Below are 23883 nucleotides of genomic sequence, written 5' to 3' on the forward strand. Positions count from 1 at the left end.
GTGCCGGCAGGTTCAGTCGGAGCGCTGGGTGCCGACCATGATGTCCTTGAACGGCGTGTTCTTGTCGACGCCCGGGCCCTTGGGCAACCCGAGCACCTGCTCGGAGACGATGTTCCGCATCACCTCGTCGGTGCCGCCGGCCACACGCATGCCCGGAACGCCGGTGAGCATCTTGGAGAACGAGAACGTGCCCCACTCGCCGGTGTCGGCGGTGATGCGCGGGCCGAGCACGCGCGAGACCCAGTCGGCGTAGGCCTTGAGGTTGTTGGTGAGCGCGAGCTTCGCGGTGGACAGTTCGGGGCCGGGCAGACCACCGGCCTTGATCTTGTCGAGGGCTCGCTGGTTGTTCCACTTGGCGACCATGAACGACGTGTAGATGCGGGTGATCTCGTCGCGGGCCACGACATCGTCGGCCAGGCCGAAGTGCTCGAGCATCGCGTGGATGCGGCCGGGCGTGAACAGTCCGGCACCGCCGCCTGATCCGCCCGCTCCGATCGAGGCCCGTTCGTTCATCAGGGTGGTGAGCGCCACGGTCCAGCCGCCGTTGACGTCGCCGAGACGGTGGCTGTCGTGCACCCGCACCTCATCGAAGAACACCTCGTTGAAGTTGGAGCCACCGGTCATCTGGCGCAGCGGGCGGATCGTGACCGCCGGGTCCTTCATGTTCACCACGAACGCGGTCATGCCGCGGTGCTTGGGCAGGTCGGGGTCGGTGCGGCAGATCACCTCACCGATCTCGGAGAGGTGTGCGGAGGAGGTCCACACCTTCTGGCCTGTGAGAACCCACTCGTCGCCGTCTCGCATGGCCTTGGTGGAGATCGAGGCGAGGTCCGAACCCGAGCCCGGCTCGGAGAACAGCTGGCAGCCCACCTGGTCACCCCGGTAGAGGTCGCGCAGGTAGAGGTCCTTCACCTCGTCTGTGGCGTGGGCCAGGATCGTGGGCGCCACCATGCCGAGGCTGATCGCGAACACGCCCATGTTGGGCGTGATGTAGCCCGCTTCGATCGCGGCGTAGGCACGGTCGTACGCGGCAGGCAGCTCCCTGCCGCCGAAGTCCTTCGGACCCTGTATCCAGCCCAGCCCTGCGTCGAAGCGCTTGCGCCTCCACTCCTTTGCCGCCTCGGCCTCGATCGCCTCGGCGTCGCGGTCCTTCTCATCGAACACGGCGACGTCGTCGGAGCCCTCACCCCACTGGAAGTCCCTTTGCGGTGGGCGCTTCTCGGCGTTGTCGTCGAGGAACTTCGTGGCCTCCGCGGTGAAGTCGTCCATGGAGATCGTGGCGCTGGTGTCGGTCATGGTCCTGTCCGGAATCTGTGCCCTGGGGCTGGCGGTACCTGCGGTCCCGCGGTGTGTCTTGACTGTTCGGTCAAGTTAGTCGGTACGGTCTGGGGCGTGCGCACGCGACAGCTGACTCCGATCGTGGCCGCAGTGCTCTGGACCGGCTTCGTCTGGATCGGCCGGATCCGCAATGCCCTGGCGGACGATGAACTGCAAGGGGCGGCGCTGTGGGGTGTGCTGGCGCTGAGCGCGTCGTTCCTGGGCCTGGCCCTGGCGGCTGCAGTGTTGACATGGCTGGACCGCGACCGTGGCGCCGGCAAGTGGCTGAGGCGGTTGGTGTTCGCCAATTTCGCTTGGGCATCGGCGGTCTGGGCGGTACGGATCGTGGACATCGCGTTCGCCTCTGACCACGATGCTCCGTTCATCATCGTGCACGTCGCACTGGGCGTCGTTTCAGCCGGTTTGTGGATGTGGGCACATCTCGGTGTACCTGCAACGGACTCAGAAGAAATCTCTCCGGGCGCCTAATAATCGCCCTTGAGATGAGGCATGATGATCGGTGCAGCTTTGCTGTGGAGCATGTCGTCCTCCCATCCACCCTTCCTCTCCCATTTGGACGGCTTGGTTCGAGGGGTCGCCTCACATCGGTACTGATGGGGTCCGATGCGAGGCGACCTTTCAATTTTTTGGCCGTTCGCGCCTCGAGCCGGTTCCGATGCTGCCGGGTCTGCGGACTACCGGCCGGACCCTGCCGGTCCGACCCGGTCGGGTGGGCGCCGGGTCCCGGCCCGTACGTCAGTTCTCCTGGTTGACCAGGTGGGTGGCAGCCATCTCGAAGTACTCCGACATGCGCAAGTGCAGCTCGGCCTGCAGGTCGTCGTCGAGCGGCGTCTGCGGCATCGTGGCCTCGAGTGCCTCACTCATCGCGGCCAGCCAGTGGTCGCGCTCGGCGGTTCCGATGGCGAAGGGGACGTGGCGCATCCGTAGGCGCGGGTGACCGCGCCGCTCGGAGTAGGTCTGCGGGCCTCCCCAGTACTGGCCGAGGAACAGGGCCAGGCGTTCCCGGGCTGGCCCGAGGTCCTGCTGTTCGGGGTAGAGCGCAAGCAGCACGTCGTCGTCTGCCACCAGAGCGTAGAAGCGTTCGACCAACTGGTCGAAGAACGCCTGACCGCCAACGGCCTCGAACACCGTCACGCGGTGCTCGGGGTCGGACCCGTCCGTGCCGGCGGCGGTCGGGGGGCCATCCTGTGGGGTGCGTGCGGTTACCGGGATGTTGCTGCGCGGCGCTTCGTCGTTCACAACCCCCATGGTGCCCCCGCGGTGGTCGCCCTGCTGAATCCGCCCACCTCGCTGAATCCGCCCAGCTGGTTCTGTTGGTGCTGGATCACGCCTGGCGTGATCCAGCACCAACAGAAGCTGTGTGGCAATTCCGTAGCTGTCCGCGGGCCGGGTAGGATCTGTCCGCTATGGGACAACCCGTGACCGTCCTCGAGAAGCCCGCCTCCCGTGCTGGTGTCGTGCGCTTCGAGACCAACCGGGCCCTCACGGGCACGGGCCATGAGAACTACGCCGCCGGCGAGGAGATCTTCGGCGAACGACCCCCCGACGTGGTGGCCAGGCGGCTGTTCGAGCGCGGCGGCATCGACCGTGTGCACATCAACGGCAACGTGATCACGGTCGAGTTGGCCCGCGGCCACGACGCCGATGGCATCTCGGAGATCATCGCTGACCTCTACACCTACTACCGGCCGGGCGTGCCGGTGCCGACACCGGCGGACTTCGAGACCGACGAAGACTGACGGCGGCAGGCTTCCCATCCCTGCGACCAGCCCCTTGCCAGTATCGAACAAGTGTTCGATACTGGCTGAATGTCACCCGGCCCCGCCCCAGCGACCCCGTCGAACCTGTACGGCCTCCCCTCCGCTGGGGATTCACCCACCGACAACCTCCTGCGGCGTGGCATCGATCGTGAGCTGATCGAGCGGTTGAGGCCCATCAACCTGGCCGAGCAGCGGCTGCTGCCCCTCACTGCGGCCACCGAGCACCTGCTTCCCCGAGGCGGTCTGGTGCGCGGCAGCTGTGTCGTGGTGGGCGGGGGAGGCGGTGCCACCACCCTTGCCCTGGCGCTGGCATCCGGACCCTGCAACGCGGGTTCATGGGTGGCCTGTGTCGGCTTCGGACAGTTGGGGTGGGAGGCGGCAGAGGAAGTGGGCCTGCCGGTGGAGCGCCTGGTGGCGGTGCGCACCCCGAAGCAGCAGTGGGCCAAGGTCGTGGCCGCGCTTCTCGATTCCTTCGATGTCGTGATGTGCGGGCCGGAGGTGGTGCCAACGCAGGCGGAGCTTCGCCAGTTGAGGTCCCGTGCACGAGAGCGCGAGTCGGTGCTCATGGCTGTCTGTGGCGAACACACAGCCCTCGGCGCGCCGAGGCGTCGACGTCAATGGCCCACCCGTGACGTCGCCATGATGGTTCGTCGTTGCAGGTGGCATGGGCTGGGTCAGGGCTGGGGCCGTCTCGACAAGCGGCGCCTGGAGGTTCTCGTGGAGGGGCGCGGAGAGCTGAGCCGCCCCCGCATCGAGGAGGTGCTGATCGACTCACACGGCCGCCCTGAAACCGACGGGGCCGTGGTGCGCCGTCTGGAGGACGGGCCTGTCGTGTCGTTGGGGCAGGCGGGATGAGCGACCCCTCGGGCGGTGCCGAACGAGGTGAGGTTGCAGGTGCTGTCGGTGCTGGAGCGGTCCGCACGGTTGCGGTCTGCTGCGCCGACTGGCAGGCGGTGGCCACAGGGCGCCCGGCGCGGGTGCCTGTTGGTGTGTTTCATGCCAACCGTGCGGTGTCTGTATCGGCGTCAGCGCGCAACGAAGGAGTCTCGGTGGGGCTTCGCCGCCGGGAGGCCCAGGCGCGTTGCCCGAACCTGGAGGTATTCGAGGCCGACGAGACCCGCGACGCCCGGGCCTTCGAAGCGGTGCTGGGGGCACTCGACACGATCGCTCCGCGCTGGGAGGTGAGCGAGGCGGGCAGGGTGGCTGTGCCGGCGGTTGGGCCCTCCCGGTACCACGGAGGTGACCGTCGTCTGGCCGCAAGGGTGCACGAAGTGGTCCGCGGTGCACTCGCGGAAGTCTTCGACTCCTGTGTGGACACCGGGGCTTCGCTGTTTCCGGCGATCGGCGTTGGGGTGGCCGATGGTCCGCGCGCCGCAGCTGTGTTGGCCGAGAGGGCAAGCGTCGGACGTGCCGGGCGCCGGGGCATCTGTGTCGTGGCCCCCGGCGACACCGCAGAAGCCCTCTCAGGGCTGCCCGTGGCCTGGATCATGGCCGGGGGCCCCGGTTGGGGTGCAAGCGACCAACTCGGTGAACTCGCCGACGTGCTGCGGCGCCTGGGCCTGGGTTCCCTTGGCCGCTTCGCCGCCATCGAGCCCACCGATGTCCTCGCTCGCTTCGGCACAGTTGGAGCTACTGCTCACGACTTCGCCCGCGGAATGGAGAAGGGTCATGTGGTGCTGGCCGACCTGCCGGCCGACCTGCGCGTGTCGGCGGTCGTCGACCCGCCGGCGGAGGCGGTCGACCGTGCAGCATTCGTGGCCAAGGTGCTGGCCGACGACATGCACGCGGAGCTTTCGGGCCGTGGGCTGGCCTGCAGCCGCGTGCTGGTAGTCGCAGAGACCGAAGTGGGTGACCGGATCGAACGCCTCTGGCGCCACGAGGGCACTTTGTCGGCGGCCGCGGTGGCACAACGGGCGCGTTGGCAGCTCGACGGCTGGCTTTCCACAGGGCGGGGTTTGGGGCGCTGTCGGGGTGGTGTGAGCCGCATAGAGCTGGTGCCCGAACAGGTGGTTCCCGATGACGGCCTGCAGCTCGGCTTCTGGGGTGGGAGCTCCGAGTCGGGGGAGAGGGCGCTGAAGTCACTGGCAAGGGTGCAGGCGATGCTGGGTCCCGAGGCCGTGGTGGTACCTGAATGGAAGGGCGGTCGGGCCCCCGGTGAGCGGTATCGCCCGGTACCCCTCGAGACGGTCGACCTCGATGCACGACCGGGCCGCGACGACCGCCCGTGGCCCGGTGCGCTTCCGGCGCCCTCCCCTGCAGTGGTCTGGCCCTCGCCCGTGGCAGCCGAAGTGCTCGACGGCGAAGGTCGCTTGGTCGGGGTCAACGGCCGTGGCCTCATCTCGGCCCCACCTGCAAGCTGCGCTCTCGACGGTGGGCCGCGTGCCGACGTGAAGGCATGGGCCGGCCCGTGGTGTATCGACGAACGTTGGTGGGACCCGGTGGCGCACCGCCGACGGGCACGACTGCAGGTCCTGGTCGAGGGTCTACCGACCGTCGCCGACCCCGGTGGTGCGGGTGACATCACGGGTGGGGGTGAGCCGGCGCCCTCCACCGCCCACCTGCTCACCCTGGAGTCGGGACGGTGGTGGCTCGAGGCCACCTACGACTAGCAGCGCCTGCCTGCGGCCAGCGCACGCATCAAGCACGCGCGCAGTTTCCGGCAAACCATCGGACCGCGCGCTTCGATGGTGTTGCTGAGCGGTCGATCAGCCTCTGAACCGCCGGGCAGCGGCACCGCCGCGACCGGCGTTTGGGGCCGTACACCGCCTCTGCGTCTCCATCGGCCCGCAGGGAACATGGCGCTGGTCGTCCCAGGAGCATTGCTGCGCGGCGGCGGTGGGTCGCTCATGGCGTGCGCGATCACTGATTCGGGGGCACAATCCTGAGAAGCTGTGACAGCCGCCGCGACGTAGCGTGCACCACAGCAGGAGGAAACGTGCCTGACGACCCCACTTCCGAAGAGACCCAGACCGATGCCCCCGGGCCCAGAGACCCACTGGTGCTGGTGGTGGAGGACGAGGTCGCACTCGCGGACGGCATCCAGCGTGGCCTCCAGCAGGAGGGCTTCCGGGTGGAAGTCGTGCACGACGGCATGCAGGGCCTCGAGCGGGGTCGTGCCGACGACATCGATGCGATCGTGCTCGACATCATGTTGCCGGGGATGAACGGCTACAAGGTCTGCCGCAACCTGCGCGGTGAGGGGATCACCACGCCGATCCTCATGCTCACCGCCAAGTCCGGCGAGTACGACGAGGCGGAGGCACTCGACACCGGTGCCGACGACTTCCTGTCCAAGCCGTTCTCGTTCGTTGTGCTGGTCGCCCGGCTCAACGCCCTGCTGCGGCGCTCGAGCGATGCCAAGGCCCAGCCGATGGTGGTCGGCGACCTGGTGCTCGACCCGCTGCCACGCACATGTCGCAGGGGCGACACCGAGATCGCCCTCACGACCCGTGAGTACGAGCTGCTCGAGGCCCTCATGCGCAAGCCTGGCAAGACCGTCGACAAGCAGGACCTGCTCGAGAAGGTCTGGGGAGACGACTTCGACGGCGATCCCAATGTCGTGGAGGTGTACGTCGGCTACCTGCGCCGCAAGATCGACCGGCCCTTTGAGCGCAACGACATCGAGACCGTCCGCGGGGTCGGCTACCGAATCGGAGAGGAGACGGGTGGCTGAAGCCGCCTCTCCGGACCATGTCGCCGGTCTGTCCGACGGGGCCGACGACGCCGAACCGACGTCGCTGGTCAGCCGCCTGGGCAAGTCGGTCCGTTGGCGCCTGACGCTGATCGTGATGGCCGTCGTGGGCGTGGCGTTGTTGCTGGGCGCGCTCCTGTTGGTCAGGTGGGTCGAGGCCACGATGGTCAACGACGTGCGCCAGCGCAACGAGGCCGCGCTCAACTCGATGGCGGAGTTGCTGGGTGAAGGCAGGTTGCCCTCGGAGCTGCTGGCCAGTGAAACGGAGTTCCAGCGCAGGCTGACCGCGGGCCAGGACGAGTTCGACAACGTGCTGACGTCGACCTTCTTCTTCCTCGACGGCGCTGCCCTGGCGGAACTCGAGTCCCGCCAGGTGCGTGACGAAGCCGGCCGGATCATGCTGTTCGGCCGCAGCGGCCTGCCGGAGGACATCCGGGGCGGCTACGTAGAAGTGACGCGCGACCTGAGCAGCAACATCGGCCCGCTGGCGTTGCACGCCGTGACCCCCCGCGACGCCATCGACCGTTCGGTGAGGGCGCTCACCGGTGCGCTTGTGCTCGGCCTTCCGCTGCTGGTGCTCGCGGCCGGTGCCATGACCTGGGTGGGTGTGGGTCGCACGCTCGCACCTGTGGCCGCCATGACCCGTCGGGTGCGCGAGTTGAGCGCCACCACCCTCGATGCCCGCGTGCCGGTGCCGCCCAGCGGCGACGAGATCGCGGAGTTGGCCGAGACCATGAACGAGATGCTCGAACGCCTCGAGCGGTCATCCGCCGCCCAGCGCCAGTTCGTTTCGGATGCATCCCACGAGCTCCGCTCACCCGTTGCCTCCATTCGCGCGCAGCTCGAGACGGCGCTGCGCTACCCGGACGACGTGGACTGGCCCCAGGTGGCCGAAGTGGTGCTCGCAGAAGATGACCGGCTCGACCACCTGGTCGGCAACCTGCTCGCCATGGCACGACTCGAGGAGGGCCGCCGCGGGCCGCGCACTGAGGTCGACCTGGAAGACCTCGTGCTGGCCCAGGCGAGACGGCTGACCGGCAAGTCTGTAGACGTGTCAGCCGTGTCGGCGGGCCGGGTCTGGGGCAACGTGGGCGAGCTGACGAGCGTGGTGCGCAACCTCACCGACAACGCCGCACGCCATGCCTCGTCAGAGGTGTGCATAAGCCTGCGTGAGGAGGGGCCCTGGGTGGCGCTGCGGGTCGGCGACAATGGCGAAGGCGTGGTCCCGTCTGATCGCGAGCGCATCTTCGAGCGCTTCGCCCGCCTCGAGGAGGGCCGCACCCGCGACCGCGGTGGCGCGGGACTCGGCCTCGCGCTCAGCAAGAGGATCGTCGAGGCCCACGGCGGACGGATCCATGTGGAGGACGCACCGGGTGGCGGTGCGGTGTTCGTCGTGTCGCTGCCTTCGGCCGGTTGGACGCCCGCCGCGGATGGCGTTGACGCCGATGGCGTGCGTACGGGCTCACCGGGCAGCGCGGACAACTCCGGGCGCCAGGAGTCCTAGCGCTGTCAGGCGGTGCCGGTGAGCGCGGTTGTGCCCGAGGATCGCAGGAAGCTCTCGAACGCCGACTTCGGCAGCGGGGGAGCGAACAGGAACCCCTGTGCGAGGTCGCAGCCGCAGCTGTCGAGGAACCGTCTCTGGCGCTCGTGCTCGAGACCCTCTGCGACCGCCACGACTCCCAGGTTGTGTGCCAGCGCCACGATGGTGCGGGTGATGGTGCCGGAGCGGTCATCGGAGAAGTCGCCCACGAAGCGGCGGTCGATCTTCAGGGTGTGCAGCGGCAGCTGGTGCAGGTACGACAGCGACGAGTATCCGGTACCGAAGTCGTCGAGCGACACGTGCACGCCCTGCCGGTCGAGCTGGCGAAGCCTGTCCGCTGCCATGCGCAGGTCGTCGACGAGTAGCGACTCGGTGATCTCGAGCTCGATTCGCTCAGGGTCGAGTCGTGCGTTGTCGAGCACCGAGGCGAGGCGCTCGAGGAAGTCGCGGCGATTGAATTCCGCGGCGGAGATGTTGACCGAGATGCGCCGCTTGGTGGGGAAGATCCCGTCACGGTCCCATTCGGTCATGTCTGTGGCCACGGTGTTGAGCACGAAGTCACTGATGGCGCCGATGGCGCCCGTCGCCTCGGCAGCGGGGATGAACTCCGCGGGTGACACCGGGCCGCGCTCGTTGTGGTGCCAGCGCAGCAGCGCCTCGGCGCCCGCAAGTTCCCCGCTGCGGAGATCGATGATCGGCTGGTAGTAGACGTCGAGTTCGTGGCGGGCGGTCGCCAGCCGAAGGTCGCGGTCCAGGTGCAGGTGCTGGCGGTTGCGGATGTCGACAGTGACGTCGTGGAAGCGGAACTGGTTGCGTCCGCGCCGCCGGCTGGTCTGCAGGGCACGGTCGGCCGCCGCGAGGAGTTCGACCGCCGCATCGGCATCGTCGGGTCCGCGTGCGGCGCCCACAGAGGCCGTGAGGTGCAACTCCAGGCTGTTCGTGGCGTACGGCACGGCGATGCGGCGCTGGACTTCCTCCGCGAGGCGTCGCATGCGCGTGTCGAAGGCGAGTGCGGGGTCGTCACCCCGTACGACCAGCAGGAACTCGTCGACCCCGACGCGGCCGACCTCGACGCGTCGGTCGGTGAGGTCGCGCAGCCGCTCGGCCACCTCCACGAGCACGGCGTCGCCGATCGAAGGCCCGAACGAGTCGTTGATGGCCCGGAAGCCATCGATGTCGACGTGCAGCACGCCCACCCTGCAGGCGGTGGTCTGGCAGTCGATGAGCAGCTCTGCCACCCGGCGGATGATCTGGTCGCGGCTGGCCAGGGCGGTGAGGGCGTCGGTGAACATGAGCCGGTGGAGGTTCTGTTCGGCATCGACGACCGACGTGAGGTCGCCGAGGGCAAAGATGACTCCCGACTCCGTGTTGTCAGGTTCGATCGGGCCGACCCGCATGCGCACCCAGGTCGCCCGCCTGCCGCTGCGCAGCAGCACGGTCTCGTCAACGAGGGAACCGGCTCCGGACAACACATGGGCCACCGGACCCTCGGCGGCGGAGATCGGCTCGTTGGCACGGGTCTCGAGGTGCCAAGGGGGGTCGAGCACGTTGGCGCCCACTATGCGCTCGACGGGCATGTCCAGCAGGCCACACAGTGCGGGATTCGCCGAGGTGATCGCGCCGTTGGGTGCGATCAGCGCCACACCCTCGGTGAGGACCGCAAGGGAGGATGGCGACAGGTTGATGTCGGCACTCCTCGCATGCATGTCTGGGCGCCCCCTGCGGACGGTCGCAATCCGGTCCGCCGTCGGCGGCCGGGACCACTGGAACTGTCCGGATCCTAATTCTGGGACCGGTATTCCCCGGGGGATGGTCGCGGGGAATGAGATGCAAGCGATCGCGCTGAAACGAGGTTGACTCAGTTGATGCGGTCGGCATCGCGCCCGGCCTGCAGTGCAGCGTTCAGCTGGCCCTCGACGATGTCCAGACCGGCGTCCCAGAAACCGGGGTCGCCGAGGTCACAGTCGACGATCCTTCCCAGTTCCTCGGGGGCCATGGAGCCACCTGCGGACAACAGCTCGAGGTAGGCGGGCACGAACTCGGCGCCTCGCTCGCGGTAGCGGGCATACACCGACAGTGCGAGGAGCTGGCCGTAGGCATAGGCGTAGACGTATCCGGGTGTGCCTATGAAGTGTGGGATGTAGCTCCACCATGTGAGGTATCCGTCGGTGAGCTCCACGGAATCGCCGAGTGCAGCGCTCTGGGTCTGCTGCCACAGTTCGCCGAACCGCTCAGGCGACAGCTCGCCGTCCTCGCGTCGAGAGGTGTGCACGGCGTCCTCGAACCGGTTCATCGCCACCTGGCGGAATACGGTGGCGATCGAGTCCTCGAGGGTGGACGCGAGCAGTGAGAAGCGCTGGGCCGGATCGTCCAGGCGTTCGAGCAGGGCGTTGTTGGTGACGGCCTCGCCGAACACCGACGCGGTCTCGGCGAGGGTCAGCGGCGTGCTCTGGTGGAACACTCCCTGCTCGCGGGCCAGGTAGGCGTGCAGGCCGTGGCCGAGCTCGTGGGCGAGGGTGAGCACATCGCGGTTGCGGCTGGTCCAGTTGAGCAGCACGTAGGGATGGTGGGAGGGCACGGTGTAGGCACAGAACGCCCCGGGCCGCTTGCCTCCTCCGGCGGGTGCGTCGATCCAGTTCTCGTCGAAGAAGCTCCTGGCGACACTCGCCAGCTCGGGCGAGAAGCTCGCATAGGCGTCCAGCACCAGCTCGCGGGCCTCGCTCCAGCCGATGGTCGACTCGTCGTCGGCCACGCTGGCCATGCGGTCGTAGTCGGCGAGCCGGTCGAGCCCGAGCACCTGCGCCTTGGCCTCGTACCAGCGGTGGGCGATGTCATAGCGACCCACGACTGCCTGCACGAGGGCATTGACCGACGCGTCTGAGGCCTCGTTGGACAGGTTCCGCGAGGAGATCCAGCTCGGGTAGTGGCGCAGGCGGTCATCGACGGACTTGTCGAGTAGAAGCGTGTTGTAGATGAACGCCCTGGTGCGGAGGCCCGGCGCCAGTGATTCGGTGACGGCGCCGGCAGCGGCCTGGCGCGTGGCACGGTCCGGGTGTTGCAGCAGAGACAGCCCGGCTTCGAGTCCGGTGGTGACCGTGTCCTCGTCGGGCTGGCCCGCGAGCGCACCCGGTAGTTCGACGGTGAGCGCCGAGGTGAGCTCGTCGAAGAGCCGCACCCAGGCGCTGGAACCGCTCACGGACTTCTCGGTGAGCACCTTCTCTTCCGGTTCCGACAACAGGTGGGTGCGGTAGCGGCGCATGTTGCGCAGGTGGTGCGCACAGAAGTCGAGTGCCGGGTCGGCGAGCAGTTCCTCGACATGCTCGTCGGGCAGCGCTGCCCATTCGAGCTCGAAGAAGACGAGCTTGGTGGCCATGGAAGTGGACCGCTCCTGGGCGGCCATCATCGCGGCGCCACGCTCGGGGTCGTCGGTCTGCTCGGAGAACCGCAGCATGACGTAGTTGCCGATGCGCCCGAGGAGGTCCTCCAGTTCGGCAGAGCGGTGCATGAGGGCGGCCAGGGCCGCGCTGTCCAGCTCCGCAACGGTGCCGCGGGCGCCGGCGAGCTCGTCGACCACCTCGTCGGCCTGGTCCAGCATTTCCTCGACGCTGCCCCCCGTGAGCAGGTCATCGAGGTGCCAGCGCACATCCGCGGCGGTCAGGTCGGCATCTTCGGCAGTCATGGGCGGCAGGGTACAACCACCGCGCCCCACCGCAATTCACGTTGCATGCTCAGGGTTGGGGGTTGAAGCCCCGCTCCTGTTGGACACTGCGGATGTAGGCGATCACGTTGGTGACCTCCTGGTCGTCGAGGCTGCCGATGGCCGGCATGGGCGTGAAGTCGTAGTACTCCCGGGGCGCGCCATTTTCGATTGCCTGGCGGAATTCCGCGTCGGTTGTCTCACCGGGGGCAAAGTGCTCATCGAGCTGTGAGGGCCCCTGGCTGCTGCCCTCGAAGTCGCGGCCGTGACAGGAGCCGCAGAAGTCCATGTAGGTCTGCTCGCCGGCCGCGAGGTCGGGCTCGTCAGGGGTGCCTTCGCTCTTCGACGGGTCGCTGTCGCCGCACCCGCCGACCAGTGCGGCCAGCAGCAGCGTTGCCGTGGCGCCGAGCAGCCGGCCGGCGGTCAGGGGGCGGTTGCAGGTGAGTGTCACAGCGTGATCGTAACTTCGCGTGGGCTGGGAGCGGCCAAACTTGTGATCGAACAGGTGTTCGGTATGCTCCGGAAATGGGGTTCAACAATCCGGGGGTTCCCTGGGGCGAGATGGAGCGGCGGTTGTCCGATCGCCGCACCCGCAGCGCCCACCCGGGCGATGGCGGTGACAGTCCCGCGTGGACGAGGCACAGGGAGCCCTACGAGCCACCGCCGGTGGAGAGGCAGGTGCGCAGGCCGGTTGCCAGGAAGACCTCCGCAGAGCACCGCTATGGCGAGCTGCACTGCCATTCGGCCTTTTCGTTCCTCGACGGTGCTTCGATGCCCGAGGCGCTTGCCGAGCAGGCAGCCCACCTCGGACTCGAGGCGCTCGCCCTCACCGACCACCATGGCTTCTACGGCGCGGTGCGCTTCGCAGAGGCAGCCCGAGAACTGGGGCTGCCCAGTGTGTTCGGCGCCGAGGTCACCATCGGTGCAGACGAGCCCCGCCCGGGCCCGGCCGACCCCGACGGCCGCCACCTCGTGATCCTTGCCCGCGATCCCGCGGGATACGCCAACCTGGCAGCGCTGCTGTCCAAGGCGCAGATGGCGGGGGAGAAGGGCCGCCCCCGGCTGAGTTTCGCCGATGTGGCCGAGGCGGCCTCCGGTCGGGCCAGGGGGCATTGGGCGGTGCTCACCGGGTGCCGCAAGGGCATGGTGCCCGCTGCCCTCGCCGATCGTGGCCCCGCTGCGGCCGACCGCGAGTTGCGGGCACTGGTGGCCGCCTTCGGCGCCGAGAACACTTTCGTGGAGCTGTGGGACCACGGTGATCCCCTCGACTCGGCGCGCAACGATGCCCTGTCACGCCTGGCCATGCAGACCGGCCTCCAACCGGTGGCCACCAACAACGTGCACTACGCCACACCGGGGGACCGTCGGCTCGCGACTGCGATGGCTGCGGTGAGGGCGCGGCGCAGCCTCGAGGAGATCGATGGCTGGCTGCCGGGTGGTGGTGTGGCCCACCTGCGCAGTGGCGCCGAGCAGCACCGGCGGTTCGCCCGCTACCCCGGTGTTGTCTCGGCCGCGGCTGACCTTGCCGCGCAGTGCGCGTTCGACCTCTCGTTGGTGGCGCCGTCGCTGCCGCCGTTTCCGTGCCCGCCCGGCAACGGCGGCACCGCCATGAGCGAGGGCGACTACCTGCGCCAGTTGACCGAGCAGGGAGCGACGCGGCGCTACGGTCCGCGCCGCTCCGAACGGGTGCATGGAGCGTGGGCCCAGATCGACCACGAGCTCGACCTGATATGTGCCATGGGCTTTCCCGGCTACTTCCTGGTGGTGTGGGACCTGGTGGAGTTCTGCCGCCGCAACGACATCCTCTGCCAGGGGCGCGGATCGGCTGCCAACTCGGCGGTCTGTTACGCGCTCGGGATCACCAACGCCGATGCGGTGGGACTGGGCCTGCTGTTCGAGCGGTTCATGTCGCCCGAGCGCGACGGTCCACCCGACATAGACATCGACATCGAATCCGACCGCCGCGAGGAGGTCATCCAGTACGTCTACGAGCGTCATGGCCGCAGCCACGCGGCCCAGGTTGCCAACGTGATCACCTACCGGGCCCGCTCGGCGGTGCGTGACGCTGCGAAGGCGCTGGGCTTTGCTGCAGGCCAGCAGGACGCCTTCTCGAAGTCGATCGGCCGTTGGGGCAGCATCTCTGACCAGACAGGGACAACGGCTGTTGTGGGGCAGGGGCCCGAGGTCGCGCAGGAGGTGGGCGCGGGGCGAAGCACCCGGGTGCCCGTCGGCAAGGAAGCGCAGATCCCCATTCCTCCATCTGTGCTCGAGTTGGCGGCTGAGTTCGAGGACCTACCCCGCCACCTCGGCATCCACTCGGGCGGAATGGTGATCTGTGACCGCCCGGTCGTGGAGGTGTGTCCCACCGAATGGGGTCGCATGGAGAACCGCTCGGTACTCCAGTGGGACAAGGATGACTGTGCCGCAGCCGGGCTGGTGAAGTTCGACCTGCTCGGCCTCGGGATGCTCTCGGCGCTCCACTACGCCATCCACCTGGTGGGCGAGCACCACGGGGTCGAGGTCGACCTGGCGATGCTGCCCCAGCAGGACGAGGTCTACGAGATGTTGTGTCGTGCCGACACCGTGGGTGTGTTCCAGATCGAGTCGCGTGCCCAGATGGCCACCCTGCCGAGGCTGCGGCCCCGGTGCTTCTATGACCTCGTGGTCGAGGTGGCCCTGATCAGGCCCGGGCCGATCCAGGGTGGCTCGGTGCATCCCTACATACGGCGCCGCAAGGGTGAGGAACCGGTCACCTACCTCCACCCGTTGTTGAAGAACTCCCTCGAGAAGACACTCGGCGTGCCGCTGTTCCAGGAACAGCTGATGCAGATGGCGATCGACGTGGCCGGCTTCAGCGCAGCCGAGGCCGACCAGTTGCGTCAGGCGATGGCCTCGAAGCGCTCGGTGCGGCGGATGGCCGAGCTGCGCGACCGTTTCGATTCCGGACTTGCCGCCAACGGGATCACCGGCGATGTGGCGGGGCAGATCTGGGACAAGCTCGCCGCCTTTGCGAACTACGGGTTCCCTGAATCGCACTCGGTGAGCTTCGCCTACCTCGTGTACTCGTCGTCGTGGTTCAAGTACCACTACCCGGCGGCCTTCTGCGCGGCGCTGCTGAACGCCCAGCCGATGGGCTTTTATTCACCACAGTCGCTCACCCAGGACGCGAGGCGGCACGGGGTGGAAGTGCTCACTCCCGACCTGCACGCCTCGGGCTGGGAGGCCACCCTCGAATCCGGCCGCTCCGGCGTGTTCTGTTCGAGTGAGATCACCCAGGGGGTGATCTCACTCGAACAGAACACCCAACGGGATGACTCGCGACCACAGACCTGGGGGTGGGGTGGACCTGCGGTGCGCCTCGGGTTGTCCTCGGTGCGCGGGATCGGTGACGACCTCGCGAAGGAAATCGTGGCCGGGCGGCCCTACTCGGGCCCCGACGACCTCGCACGGCGCATCGGCCTCGACCGAGGACGCCTCGAAGCCCTGGCCACCGCCGGGGCGTTCGGCTGCTTCGAGGGAGCCGGGGGCAAACCACTCGAGCGCCGCGAGGCACTCTGGTCGGCCGGGGCGGCCTCGAGGTCGCGGTCGGGTCGGCTACCGGGGATCGTCGAGGGCATGGACGCTCCCCGGCTGCCCGGCATGGACGAGCAACAGGAGGCCGTGGCGGACCTGTGGGCCACCGGGGTGGCTCCCGACGGCCATCCCACCAGGTTCCTGCGCGAGGACCTGACTGCCAGGGGGGTGGTGCCGGCCGACGAGCTCAGGGACCATGGCGACGGCGAGAGGGTTACGGTCGCCGGTGTGGTCACCCACCGCCAACGCCCGGCTACAGCAGGCGGTGTCACATTCGTGAACCTCGAGGACGAGACGGGCCTGATCAACGTGGTGTGCTCGGTCGGGTTCTGGCAGCGCTACCGCCAGGTCGCACAGGGTGCCTCGGCCCTGTTGGTGCGCGGCAAGCTGGAACGCACCGTCGACGGTGTGGTCAATGTGGTCGCAGACCGGTTCGATCCGCTGCCCGTGGCCGCGGCGGTGCCCTCCCGCGATTTCAGGTGACCGGCCACACCAGGTGGCCGGTCATTCAGGAGACACGACCGCCATCGGTGGCCCGACCGGCACATCAGTGCCTTCCACGGCGACACCCGCCATGGCGCCGCGCGCTGCTGTCATTCCCACTCCCGCTACGAGGAACAGCTGGCGTGGTTGCTCCGGTGCGTGGCGGCGCGGTCCAAGTCGCCGCAGGCGGGCTCCAACAACTGCTGTGGCGTGAGGTCGACCGTGGTCGCCTCGATCGCGTCGGGGCCGGAGTCGTACGGGTCTAGGACCCATCGACCGGTTCACTTCGCGCACCCGGGCCCCCGAGTCGTTGCCGAATGACCACAGCCAGTTCCGAGACGTCGTCTGCGATGTGGTCGGGACCTGCCACCTCGACCTGTTCGCGTGTGTGGTTTCCCCAGGTGACGGCGCACGTCGCCGAGCCTGCGCGGCGACCCATTTCCATGTCGAACGACGTGTCTCCGATAACCAACGACTCCGATGGGTGCATCCCATGTGCCTCACAGATCGCCAACACCATGTCGGGCGCGGGCTTGGACACCTCGACGTCGTCGTCGGTGAGGCGGACCGCGAAGTGGTGGCCGAGGCCGAGGTGCTCGAGCAGGGGATCAAGGCTGTGATGGCGTCGGCTGGTCGCGATGGCCTGTGGCACGCCCATGGCCGATACCTCGTCGAGCGCATCCTCGATACCGGCGAAGGCGGTCGACAGTTGCGTCGCGGTGGCGTCGAAGTCGGCCCTGTGCGCGGCCATCAACGAGGCGATCAACTCGGGATCGGCGTCGCCCACGAGTCGCCCGAACATCTCGGCCAGCGGCAGTCCGATGCCGGCCGCGATCTCCTGCTCCGCGGGCATCGGCACGTCGTGTTGTCCGAGGGCTCCGGTGGCGCACGCGAGGATGGCGGACCGGGTGTCGGCGATCGTGCCATCGAAGTCCCAGATGAGCAACGCCGTGCGGGCCGAGACTGTCATCGGCCCTCGTCTGACTCGCCCATGGGCTGTGGGGCCGTGGCCGTGTCGGAATCCGCCCGACCGGCCGCGTCGGCGCAACGTCCGAGGCCGTGCTCGTGCGCCTCCTTGGCCTCGACCATGTCGTCGTGATCCTCCTCCATGTCCGCGAACCAGCGTCCGTACAGTTCCGCGAGGCTGGAGGCGGTCACCCCGTGGGCGACGACGCTGAGCGCCACCGTGAGCATGACCACGTCCACGACCTTGCCGGCGTAGGCGATCCTGTCGGCCTCCTCGAGCAGCAGGAACGAATACAGAACACTGGCGATTCCGCGCGGACCGAACCATGCGATGAAGGCCTTCGTCTGCCACTTGGTGCGGCTGGCGACGAGCGAGATCGCGACGGCGGCGCCTCGGATGACCGTGAGGCTGAGGACGGCGTACAGGAGCATCTGCCAGTCGAACGCCGCGAGGTTGGGGCCGAGCACGATGGCGCCGAACACCACGAACGCGAGCATCGTCAGGAGTTCGGCCACGTCATGGGAGACGTCGTCGGCCACGGGCAGGTCGACCGACGGGCGGTACGCAAGTCCGGCCGCGAATGCGGCGATGAACCCGTTGCCGTCGATCGTGACAGCCAGGCCATAGGCGGCAGCGGTGATGCCGAGGGTGGCCAGACCGTGCCAGTGGCGCCCTGTCCAGCCACTACGACGGGCGACGGAGAGCAGGGGACCGGCCAGCAGTCCGACGCCCAGTCCGGCCACCGCTCCGAACACGACCTCCTCCAAGAGCACCCGCGCGGCAGCCTCCGCCGTCACCGAGACGCCCACCAGTGCCATGGCGACTGCAGCCTCGAAAACCGGGAATGTGAGCCCGTCGTTGAGCCCGCTCTCGACATTGAGGCTCTGGCGCACATACACGGGGACGCTGCGGTCGGTCACGACGGCCTGGCCGAGCGCGGCGTCGGTGGGCGAGAGCATGATGCCGATGAGCAGGGCGCCTTCCCAGGGCAGCGAGCCGAACACGCCCATGGCGCCCAGCGTTCCGAGTGCGATGGCGAGCGGGAGCCCGACCAGCAGGAGTCTTCCCGGAATGCTCCAGTGGGAACGCAGGTTGCGGAGGTCCACCCGCGAGGCATCGGAGAACAACACGACCGCCAGCGTCGCCTCCACCAGACCGGTGATCGCGTCGTTGGAAAGGTCTGCTTCCAGCCAGCCGAGTCCACTGCTTCCCAGCAGCAACCCGAGCCCGACGAACACCATCGGCCCGCTGATCGGAGTGGTGTCCAGCCGTCGGGCAACTGCGGCGTAGAGGACCACGACCGCTCCGATGACCAGTACCGAGTCGGCCTCCATGCTCCCAGCCTCGCGGGCCTCGCCTAGCCGGCGGCGGACCCGGCGCTCGGCGCGGGTGCCTTGCCCAGTGCGTAGTCGTCTACCGGGCCTTCCCAGCCCTTGCAGCGCGGAAGGCCGAACAAGCCGGGTTCGGTGTTGGCGGGCAGCACGGGCATGGTCTCGAACCACGGTGGCATCCGCATGGCGATCACCGCTATCAGCAACGCGCTGCCCTGGAAGATCGCGAAGATGGCCACGTTGTCGTAGGCGACGAGGAAGGTGAGCGTCACCAGGATGTTGGGGATGTGCGTGGTGGGGATCTTGCGGCGGATAGAGGCCGGCGTGTCGTGCTCGGGTGACACGTACACGTCCCAGTACAGGTCCATCCAGAACGCCTGGAACAACGAGATCAGGGTGAACGCGAGCAGCCACACGCCCCAGCGGGGCCAGCCGGTCCTGTCGGCCAGCACGTACAGCGTTGCGAGCCACATTCCGGTGCCGGACCCCCAGATCAACCCGAACAGGATCTGTGGTCCCCAGTAGCGCTTCCGGTCGAAGACCAGCGTGCCGGCGCGCCAGATGACCAGGTAGGCGATTGCGATCGTTGCGACGGCGACGCCGAAGAACAGCCACCAGCGCCAGTTGTCGACCTGGTCGGGCTGGATGATCGGTTCGGTGAACACCCGTGACGTGGTGCCGGCCACCGTGGCGATGATCCAACACGCAGCAGAAAAGACAATGGCGCGCATCCAGGCGGCCTTCGGCGAGAAGCTCTCCATGACCGCAGCCTGCCACATATCGATTCCGGTACGGTGAGCCGGGTGCCGGGCGCGACGACTTGGCGACGACCGGACCCGGGAGGCGCAGTGCCGATCATCGGAAATCTGTTCCAGGAGTACACCGAGACGACGGGCCAGGATCCGTTCACGCACCAGAACAAGAAGATGCTGAAGGTCCACATGGGCTTCGGCCCGGTCAATGCGCGGCTCGGCTCGATGGTCGCCTACCAGGGTGACGTGCGATTCCAGAACCAGGGCTCCGGTGGCCTCAACAAGATGATGAAGTCGAAGCTCACCGGTGAGGGGGTGCAGATGATGCACTGCGAGGGAACCGGCGAGCTGTTCCTCGCGGACTTCGCCTCCGAGATCCAGATCTTCTACCTCGACAACGACATGGTTTCGGTCAACGGCTCCAATGTGTTGGCCTTCTCGGCTTCGATCGAGTGGGACATCAAGCGGGTCAACGCCGGCAAGGCTTCGATGATGGCCGGCGGCATGTTCAACGTGGAGCTGCGCGGCATCGGGTATGTGGCGGTGACGACGAAAGGTGACCCCGTTGCGCTGGACGTGGCGGGCGCCCAGACCTTCGCCGATGCACAGGCGGTCGTGCTGTGGACCTCCGGTGTGTCCATGGACATCCGGGTGGACACCGGAGGACTCAAGTCGATGCTGCGTGGCGGCACCGGTGAGCTGGTCCAGATGGCCTTCGGTGGACAGGGCTGCGTACTGGTGCAGCCATCGGAGAGCGTGATGGAGGGCGGCCACCAACAGCAGCAACAGCAGAGCAGTGGCGGCGGCATCATGGGCGGAATCCTCGGCGGTTGAGCCTCCGCGCAACCGCGGGTTTCTCTCAGAGCGAACGGTGCGCGCACTTCATCTTCGGAGGCTGAGTGCCGATGGGCGAAGTGCATGTCGAACCGTTTGCATCCGCGCCCGACCGGTCGCCTGGTCCTCTCATGTGCCCTCGTGGCGTGCGTGATCTCTGCAATGGCGCCCGGCGCTGGGGCGGTCGAAGGTGACTCCGCAGATGAGGCACCGTCCGCTTCCGGCACCACCACGACCACCGTTCCCGGTCGGCGCGCGTCCGCGGAGGCATCCGTGGCGTCCCTGAAGGTTGACCGGGCCGCGGTCCGCGCACAGCTCGCAGAGGCGGGTGCCGCCCGTAACCAGCAGTTCGACGAGTGGTCGCTGAACCACCTCGCGGCCGGCAAGGCCCGGATCGAGGCTGATCAGGCCGCCGAGCGCGCAGCGCAGGCTGCCGCGGATGTCGTGGTGGCAGAGGAACGGGTGAAGGAGTACGCAAACGAAGCGTTCATGAACCCCCCGGCGTTCGAGTCCCAGGCAGTGCTTTCGATCAGCGATGCTGATGCAATGTCGTGGGCACACGAACTGCTCGTGATCAGTGCTGACGACAAGCACCGAGTGGTCGGCGAACTGCAGGTGGCAGAGCGCACTGCAGCCCGCAGGGCTTCGCAGGCCAACGACGCGCTGGCCGCGGCTGGTGAGAAGGCGGCTGCGGAGAAGGCCAAGCTCGACGAACTGCAGGCGGCGGTCTCCCGCCAGGAGGAACTCGCCGCACAGGTCGAGTCGCGCCTCGACGATGCGCTGGCCGAGGTGGCAGCCCTCGAGGCGATCGACCGGAGAGCGGCGGCCGAGTTGGCCGAACAGGAAGAGGCGCTGGCCGAGGAGTCCCGCACGCTGGTCGCCGGGGCGAAGCAGACGCAGCCGAAGGCCGGCTCAGCAGGAGGCGGATCTTCCTCTCCCGGTACCACGGCGCCGTCCAGGCCCAGGTCCCCGACGACCACTGCGCCGAAGCCCACCGGCCCACCACCTCCTCCTCCGTCCGGCATCGTCACCTGGCAGGATGTCACCAGGGCCGGTGGTATCTGGGTCAACAAGAGCATCGCGGGCAGCGTGTCGGCTCTGGTGAGCGCGGCTGCCGCTGACGGCATCAGCCTCTCCGGTGGAGGGTTCCGCGACCCCGCCGAACAGATCCGCCTGCGCCAGGCCCACTGCGGCCCGACGCAGTACGACATCTACGAAAAGCGCGCATCGCTGTGCACTCCGCCCACCGCACAGCCCGGTCGTTCGATGCACGAGCGGGGTCTGGCCATCGACTTCAAGTCGTCGGGCAGGCTGATCACGTCACGCTCTGACCCGGGCTACCAGTGGCTGGCCGCCAATGCCGCTTCGTACGGGTTGTACAACCTGCCGTCGGAGCCTTGGCACTGGTCGGTTAACGGGAACTGAGCCGAGGCCTCAGGCGCCGTGGCAGCGCTTGAACTTGTTGCCGCTGCCACAGGGGCAGGGGTCGTTGCGCCCGACTCCGGCATACAAGGCGGCTTCCTCGTCGGCCTTGTGCTTCATGATGTCGGGAGCTGCCCCACCGTTGCGCAGCAGGTCTGCCATGGTCGACATGTCGTCGCGGATGTGGCCGAAGAAGTGCTTGTAGCCGGCACACAGGTAGTTGAGCCCAGCCTCGCCGTCGGGCGTGGTGGAGAACCGGTTTCTCGGGCACTCGCCGTTGCAGGCGAAGCGCACTTCGCAGTCGAGGCAGTACCGGGGCAACGTGTCGCGCTTGGCGTTGCCGAATGCGACCTGCTGGGGAGAGGCCATCAGCTCCACCATGTGGGTCTGTGCGATGTTGCCGACGAGATAGTCGGGTTCCACGAAGTGGTCACAGGAGTAGAGGTCGCCGTTGTGCTCCAGCGCCACCGCCGTACCGCATGTCTCGCGCAACACGCACATGCCCGGCTCGACCCCGACCCAGGCTGCGAGGGCGGCGTCGAAGTGGCCCACGAAGACGTCGCCCACATCGTTTCGCACCCACTCGTCGAAGATCTCCGACAGGAAGCTGCCCCACTGCTCGGGGCCGACGGACCGGTCTGTGACCAGCGAGCCGCTGTTGACGTAGAGCGGGCGGTCGCGGTTGGACTCTCCCCAGCCGGCGTTGGCGATCGAGAGGGTCTGCTCGTTGGTGCGCTCCACGACCGGGATGAACTGCATGAAGTCCATGTGGAGCTCGTCGCGGAAGAACCTGTACACCTCGAGCGGGTGGTCTGCGTTGGCCGCGTTGACCGTGCACATGACGTTGACGTCGACGTCGTGGGCGCGCAGTAGCTCGAGCGCTGCAATCACGCGGTCGAAGGTGCCACGGCCTGCCTTGTCGACCCGGTGGAGGTCGTGCATTTCCTCAGGGCCGTCGATGGAGAGACCGACGAGGACGTCGTTGGCTGCCAGGAACTCGGCCCAGCGGTCGTCGATCAACACGCCGTTGGTCTGCAGTGTCAGTTGCACCTGCTGGCCCGGGCGTGCGTACTTGCGCACCAGCTCGACAGTGCGCTCGTAGAAGCCGACTCCCATGAGGGTCGGCTCGCCGCCCTGGAAGGCCAGCACGACCTGGGGGCCGCGCTGGCTCTCGAGGGTCTGGCGCACGTAGGTGTCCAGTAGCTCCTCGGCCATGCGGAAGCGGTCGCCGGGGTACAGCAACTCCTTGGAGAGGAAGAAGCAGTAGGTGCAGTCGAGGTTGCAGATGGCCCCGGTCGGCTTGGCCATCACATGGAAGCCGTCCGGTGCGGCCGTCGGCAGTGGTGAGGGCAGGGCCGGCACGGCCGAAGCGTCGTTCATCGCCCTGCAGTCCACCACACGGGTGCGTGCCGGTCCGCACGCCTCGGCCGGGGTCGGCCCGTGGGCCGTCTCCGCCCTGTCCTCCGGCTCAGCTCCTCAAGCGTGCGAGGAGGCGCAGCATCTCGAGGTAGATCCACACGAGCGTGACCATGAGCCCGATGGCCCCGTACCAGTCCATGTAGCCGGGCAGGCCGGCCTTGGAGCCCTTCTCGACGAAGTCGAAGTCGAGGATCAGCATGAACGCTCCGACCCCGACGATGAAGAGGCTGAGCAGGATACCGAGCCCGCCTCCACTGTTGCCGGTGCCCAACGGGCCGTACACGAAGGCCATGTCGGCGCCGAACAGCGACGCGACGAATGCGATCAGGTACATGATCAGGATGCCGAATACCGCGCCTGTGACCATCTTGACCATCTTCGGGGTGGCCCGCAGCACCCGCAGTCCGTAGAGCACGAGCATCACCAGGAACACGCTGCCGGTGCCGAGGATCGCCTGGATGACGATGCCGTTCCACTCGGCGTCGTAGAGGTGGGAGATCGCTCCGAGCACGTATCCCATCGACAGCGCATAGCCGATGCCGCCGATCGCGCTCAGGTTGGGCTTGAACCTGCTGAGGATCACGAAGGCGAGTCCGACCAGCATGGCCACGATCAGCAGGATCGGTTGGTTCAGCGTGGCCTGCACCACGGGTTCCCCTGTCTGGGGGTCGACTCCGACCTGGGTGGCGGTGACCGTGGTCCAGCCGTAGACACCGGTGGCGCCGGCGAGCAGGAGCAACAGCAGGGTGGCCCACGCGGTGCCGCCCATGGTCATTGTGCGTCCCGTCGTGACACTCGCGGGTGGTGCCTGGGAGTACATCGCTGCGTCGTCGGCGGCTTGCGTCGCAGCCGCGTTCTGCGCGGAACCGCCGGCTTGTGCCTGCTCCCACTCCTGTGCGGGAGAGGGGCGCGTGGCCGTGGTTGTGCCGCCGTAGTGAGACGGATCGAAGGCCTCGTCGGTGAGAATTGGATTGCGTGACATGTCCACCTCGTGGCCCGACATCACGGTCGGGCATCAGCCCGACGGGGGCCGGGTCAGGACTACGAATCTACCTGTTCGGGTGACTCGACCCGTC

The 23883-nt window shown here is 67.9% G+C and carries 19 protein-coding genes; 9 read left to right on the forward strand and 10 right to left on the reverse strand.

Annotated elements, in window-relative coordinates; all coding sequences use genetic code 11:
* Positions 1-12 precede the first annotated feature (12 nt).
* A complete protein-coding gene (locus GY812_01275) occupies positions 13-1296 on the reverse strand; it encodes an acyl-CoA dehydrogenase (protein MCP4434116.1) in 1284 nt (427 codons plus the stop codon).
* Positions 1297-1392: 96 nt separating this feature from the next.
* On the opposite strand from GY812_01275, the gene GY812_01280 reads away from it, so the two are divergent.
* Positions 1393-1806, forward strand: a complete 414-nt coding sequence (locus GY812_01280; protein ID MCP4434117.1) for a hypothetical protein — start codon at positions 1393-1395, stop codon at positions 1804-1806.
* A 267-nt stretch (positions 1807-2073) separates the two neighbouring features.
* Here the strand turns inward: GY812_01280 and GY812_01285 are convergent, their stop codons facing one another.
* Complete coding sequence (locus GY812_01285; GenBank protein MCP4434118.1) at positions 2074-2586, reverse strand: globin; 513 nt, start codon at positions 2584-2586, stop codon at positions 2074-2076.
* Between the two features lie 158 nt (positions 2587-2744).
* Between GY812_01285 and GY812_01290 the strand changes: the two genes are divergently transcribed.
* From GY812_01290 to GY812_01310, 5 genes are all read left to right on the forward strand, one after another.
* Positions 2745-3077: a hypothetical protein gene (locus GY812_01290; protein ID MCP4434119.1), complete on the forward strand. Its 333-nt coding sequence runs from the start codon at positions 2745-2747 to the stop codon at positions 3075-3077.
* A 69-nt stretch (positions 3078-3146) separates the two neighbouring features.
* On the forward strand, positions 3147-3953 hold the full coding sequence (locus tag GY812_01295; GenBank protein MCP4434120.1) for a hypothetical protein: 807 nt from the start codon (positions 3147-3149) through the stop codon (positions 3951-3953).
* Positions 3950-5707: a DNA polymerase Y family protein gene (locus GY812_01300; protein ID MCP4434121.1), complete on the forward strand. Its 1758-nt coding sequence runs from the start codon at positions 3950-3952 to the stop codon at positions 5705-5707. Before GY812_01295 ends, GY812_01300 begins: the two co-directional genes overlap by 4 nt.
* A gap of 389 nt (positions 5708-6096) precedes the next feature.
* Positions 6097-6771: a response regulator transcription factor gene (locus tag GY812_01305; GenBank protein ID MCP4434122.1), complete on the forward strand. Its 675-nt coding sequence runs from the start codon at positions 6097-6099 to the stop codon at positions 6769-6771.
* A complete protein-coding gene (locus GY812_01310; GenBank protein MCP4434123.1) occupies positions 6764-8293 on the forward strand; it encodes a HAMP domain-containing histidine kinase in 1530 nt (509 codons plus the stop codon). The genes GY812_01305 and GY812_01310 overlap by 8 nt, the downstream gene beginning before the upstream one ends.
* A 5-nt stretch (positions 8294-8298) precedes the next feature.
* Here GY812_01310 and GY812_01315 read toward each other — a convergent pair whose 3' ends face one another.
* The 3 genes from GY812_01315 to GY812_01325 form a co-directional block, all read right to left on the reverse strand.
* Positions 8299-10035 carry an EAL domain-containing protein gene (locus GY812_01315; protein ID MCP4434124.1) on the reverse strand — a complete coding sequence of 579 codons (1737 nt, stop codon included), beginning with the start codon at positions 10033-10035 and terminating at the stop codon, positions 8299-8301.
* 152 nt (positions 10036-10187) lie between these two features.
* On the reverse strand, positions 10188-12008 hold the full coding sequence (locus tag GY812_01320; GenBank protein MCP4434125.1) for a M3 family oligoendopeptidase: 1821 nt from the start codon (positions 12006-12008) through the stop codon (positions 10188-10190).
* Between the two features lie 49 nt (positions 12009-12057).
* Complete coding sequence (locus GY812_01325) at positions 12058-12477, reverse strand: cytochrome c (protein ID MCP4434126.1); 420 nt, start codon at positions 12475-12477, stop codon at positions 12058-12060.
* Positions 12478-12551: 74 nt separating this feature from the next.
* Between GY812_01325 and GY812_01330 the strand changes: the two genes are divergently transcribed.
* Positions 12552-16082, forward strand: a complete 3531-nt coding sequence (locus GY812_01330; protein MCP4434127.1) for an error-prone DNA polymerase — start codon at positions 12552-12554, stop codon at positions 16080-16082.
* Positions 16083-16344: 262 nt separating this feature from the next.
* Here GY812_01330 and GY812_01335 read toward each other — a convergent pair whose 3' ends face one another.
* Genes GY812_01335 through GY812_01345 form a run of 3 tightly spaced genes read right to left on the reverse strand, consistent with a single transcriptional unit; the run spans position 16345 to position 19141 of the window.
* On the reverse strand, positions 16345-17052 hold the full coding sequence (locus GY812_01335; protein ID MCP4434128.1) for an HAD family hydrolase: 708 nt from the start codon (positions 17050-17052) through the stop codon (positions 16345-16347).
* Positions 17049-18383 (reverse strand): sodium:proton antiporter, encoded by a 1335-nt coding sequence (locus GY812_01340; protein ID MCP4434129.1) that lies wholly within the window; start codon positions 18381-18383, stop codon positions 17049-17051. Before GY812_01340 ends, GY812_01335 begins: the two co-directional genes overlap by 4 nt.
* 23 nt (positions 18384-18406) lie before the next feature.
* Complete coding sequence (locus GY812_01345; GenBank protein MCP4434130.1) at positions 18407-19141, reverse strand: hypothetical protein; 735 nt, start codon at positions 19139-19141, stop codon at positions 18407-18409.
* A gap of 87 nt (positions 19142-19228) precedes the next feature.
* Between GY812_01345 and GY812_01350 the strand changes: the two genes are divergently transcribed.
* Together GY812_01350 and GY812_01355 are read left to right on the forward strand one after the other, a co-directional pair.
* On the forward strand, positions 19229-19966 hold the full coding sequence (locus tag GY812_01350; GenBank protein ID MCP4434131.1) for an AIM24 family protein: 738 nt from the start codon (positions 19229-19231) through the stop codon (positions 19964-19966).
* Between the two features lie 162 nt (positions 19967-20128).
* Positions 20129-21391 carry a hypothetical protein gene (locus tag GY812_01355; protein MCP4434132.1) on the forward strand — a complete coding sequence of 421 codons (1263 nt, stop codon included), beginning with the start codon at positions 20129-20131 and terminating at the stop codon, positions 21389-21391.
* A gap of 9 nt (positions 21392-21400) precedes the next feature.
* Here the strand turns inward: GY812_01355 and GY812_01360 are convergent, their stop codons facing one another.
* Both GY812_01360 and GY812_01365 read right to left on the reverse strand, forming a co-directional pair.
* Positions 21401-22768 (reverse strand): anaerobic sulfatase maturase, encoded by a 1368-nt coding sequence (locus GY812_01360; protein ID MCP4434133.1) that lies wholly within the window; start codon positions 22766-22768, stop codon positions 21401-21403.
* An 88-nt stretch (positions 22769-22856) separates the two neighbouring features.
* Positions 22857-23789 (reverse strand): Bax inhibitor-1/YccA family protein, encoded by a 933-nt coding sequence (locus GY812_01365; GenBank protein ID MCP4434134.1) that lies wholly within the window; start codon positions 23787-23789, stop codon positions 22857-22859.
* Between the last annotated feature and the right edge of the window lie 94 nt (positions 23790-23883).

The organism is Actinomycetes bacterium (assembly GCA_024222295.1).
Classification (GTDB): Bacteria; Actinomycetota; Acidimicrobiia; order Acidimicrobiales; family Microtrichaceae; genus JAAEPF01.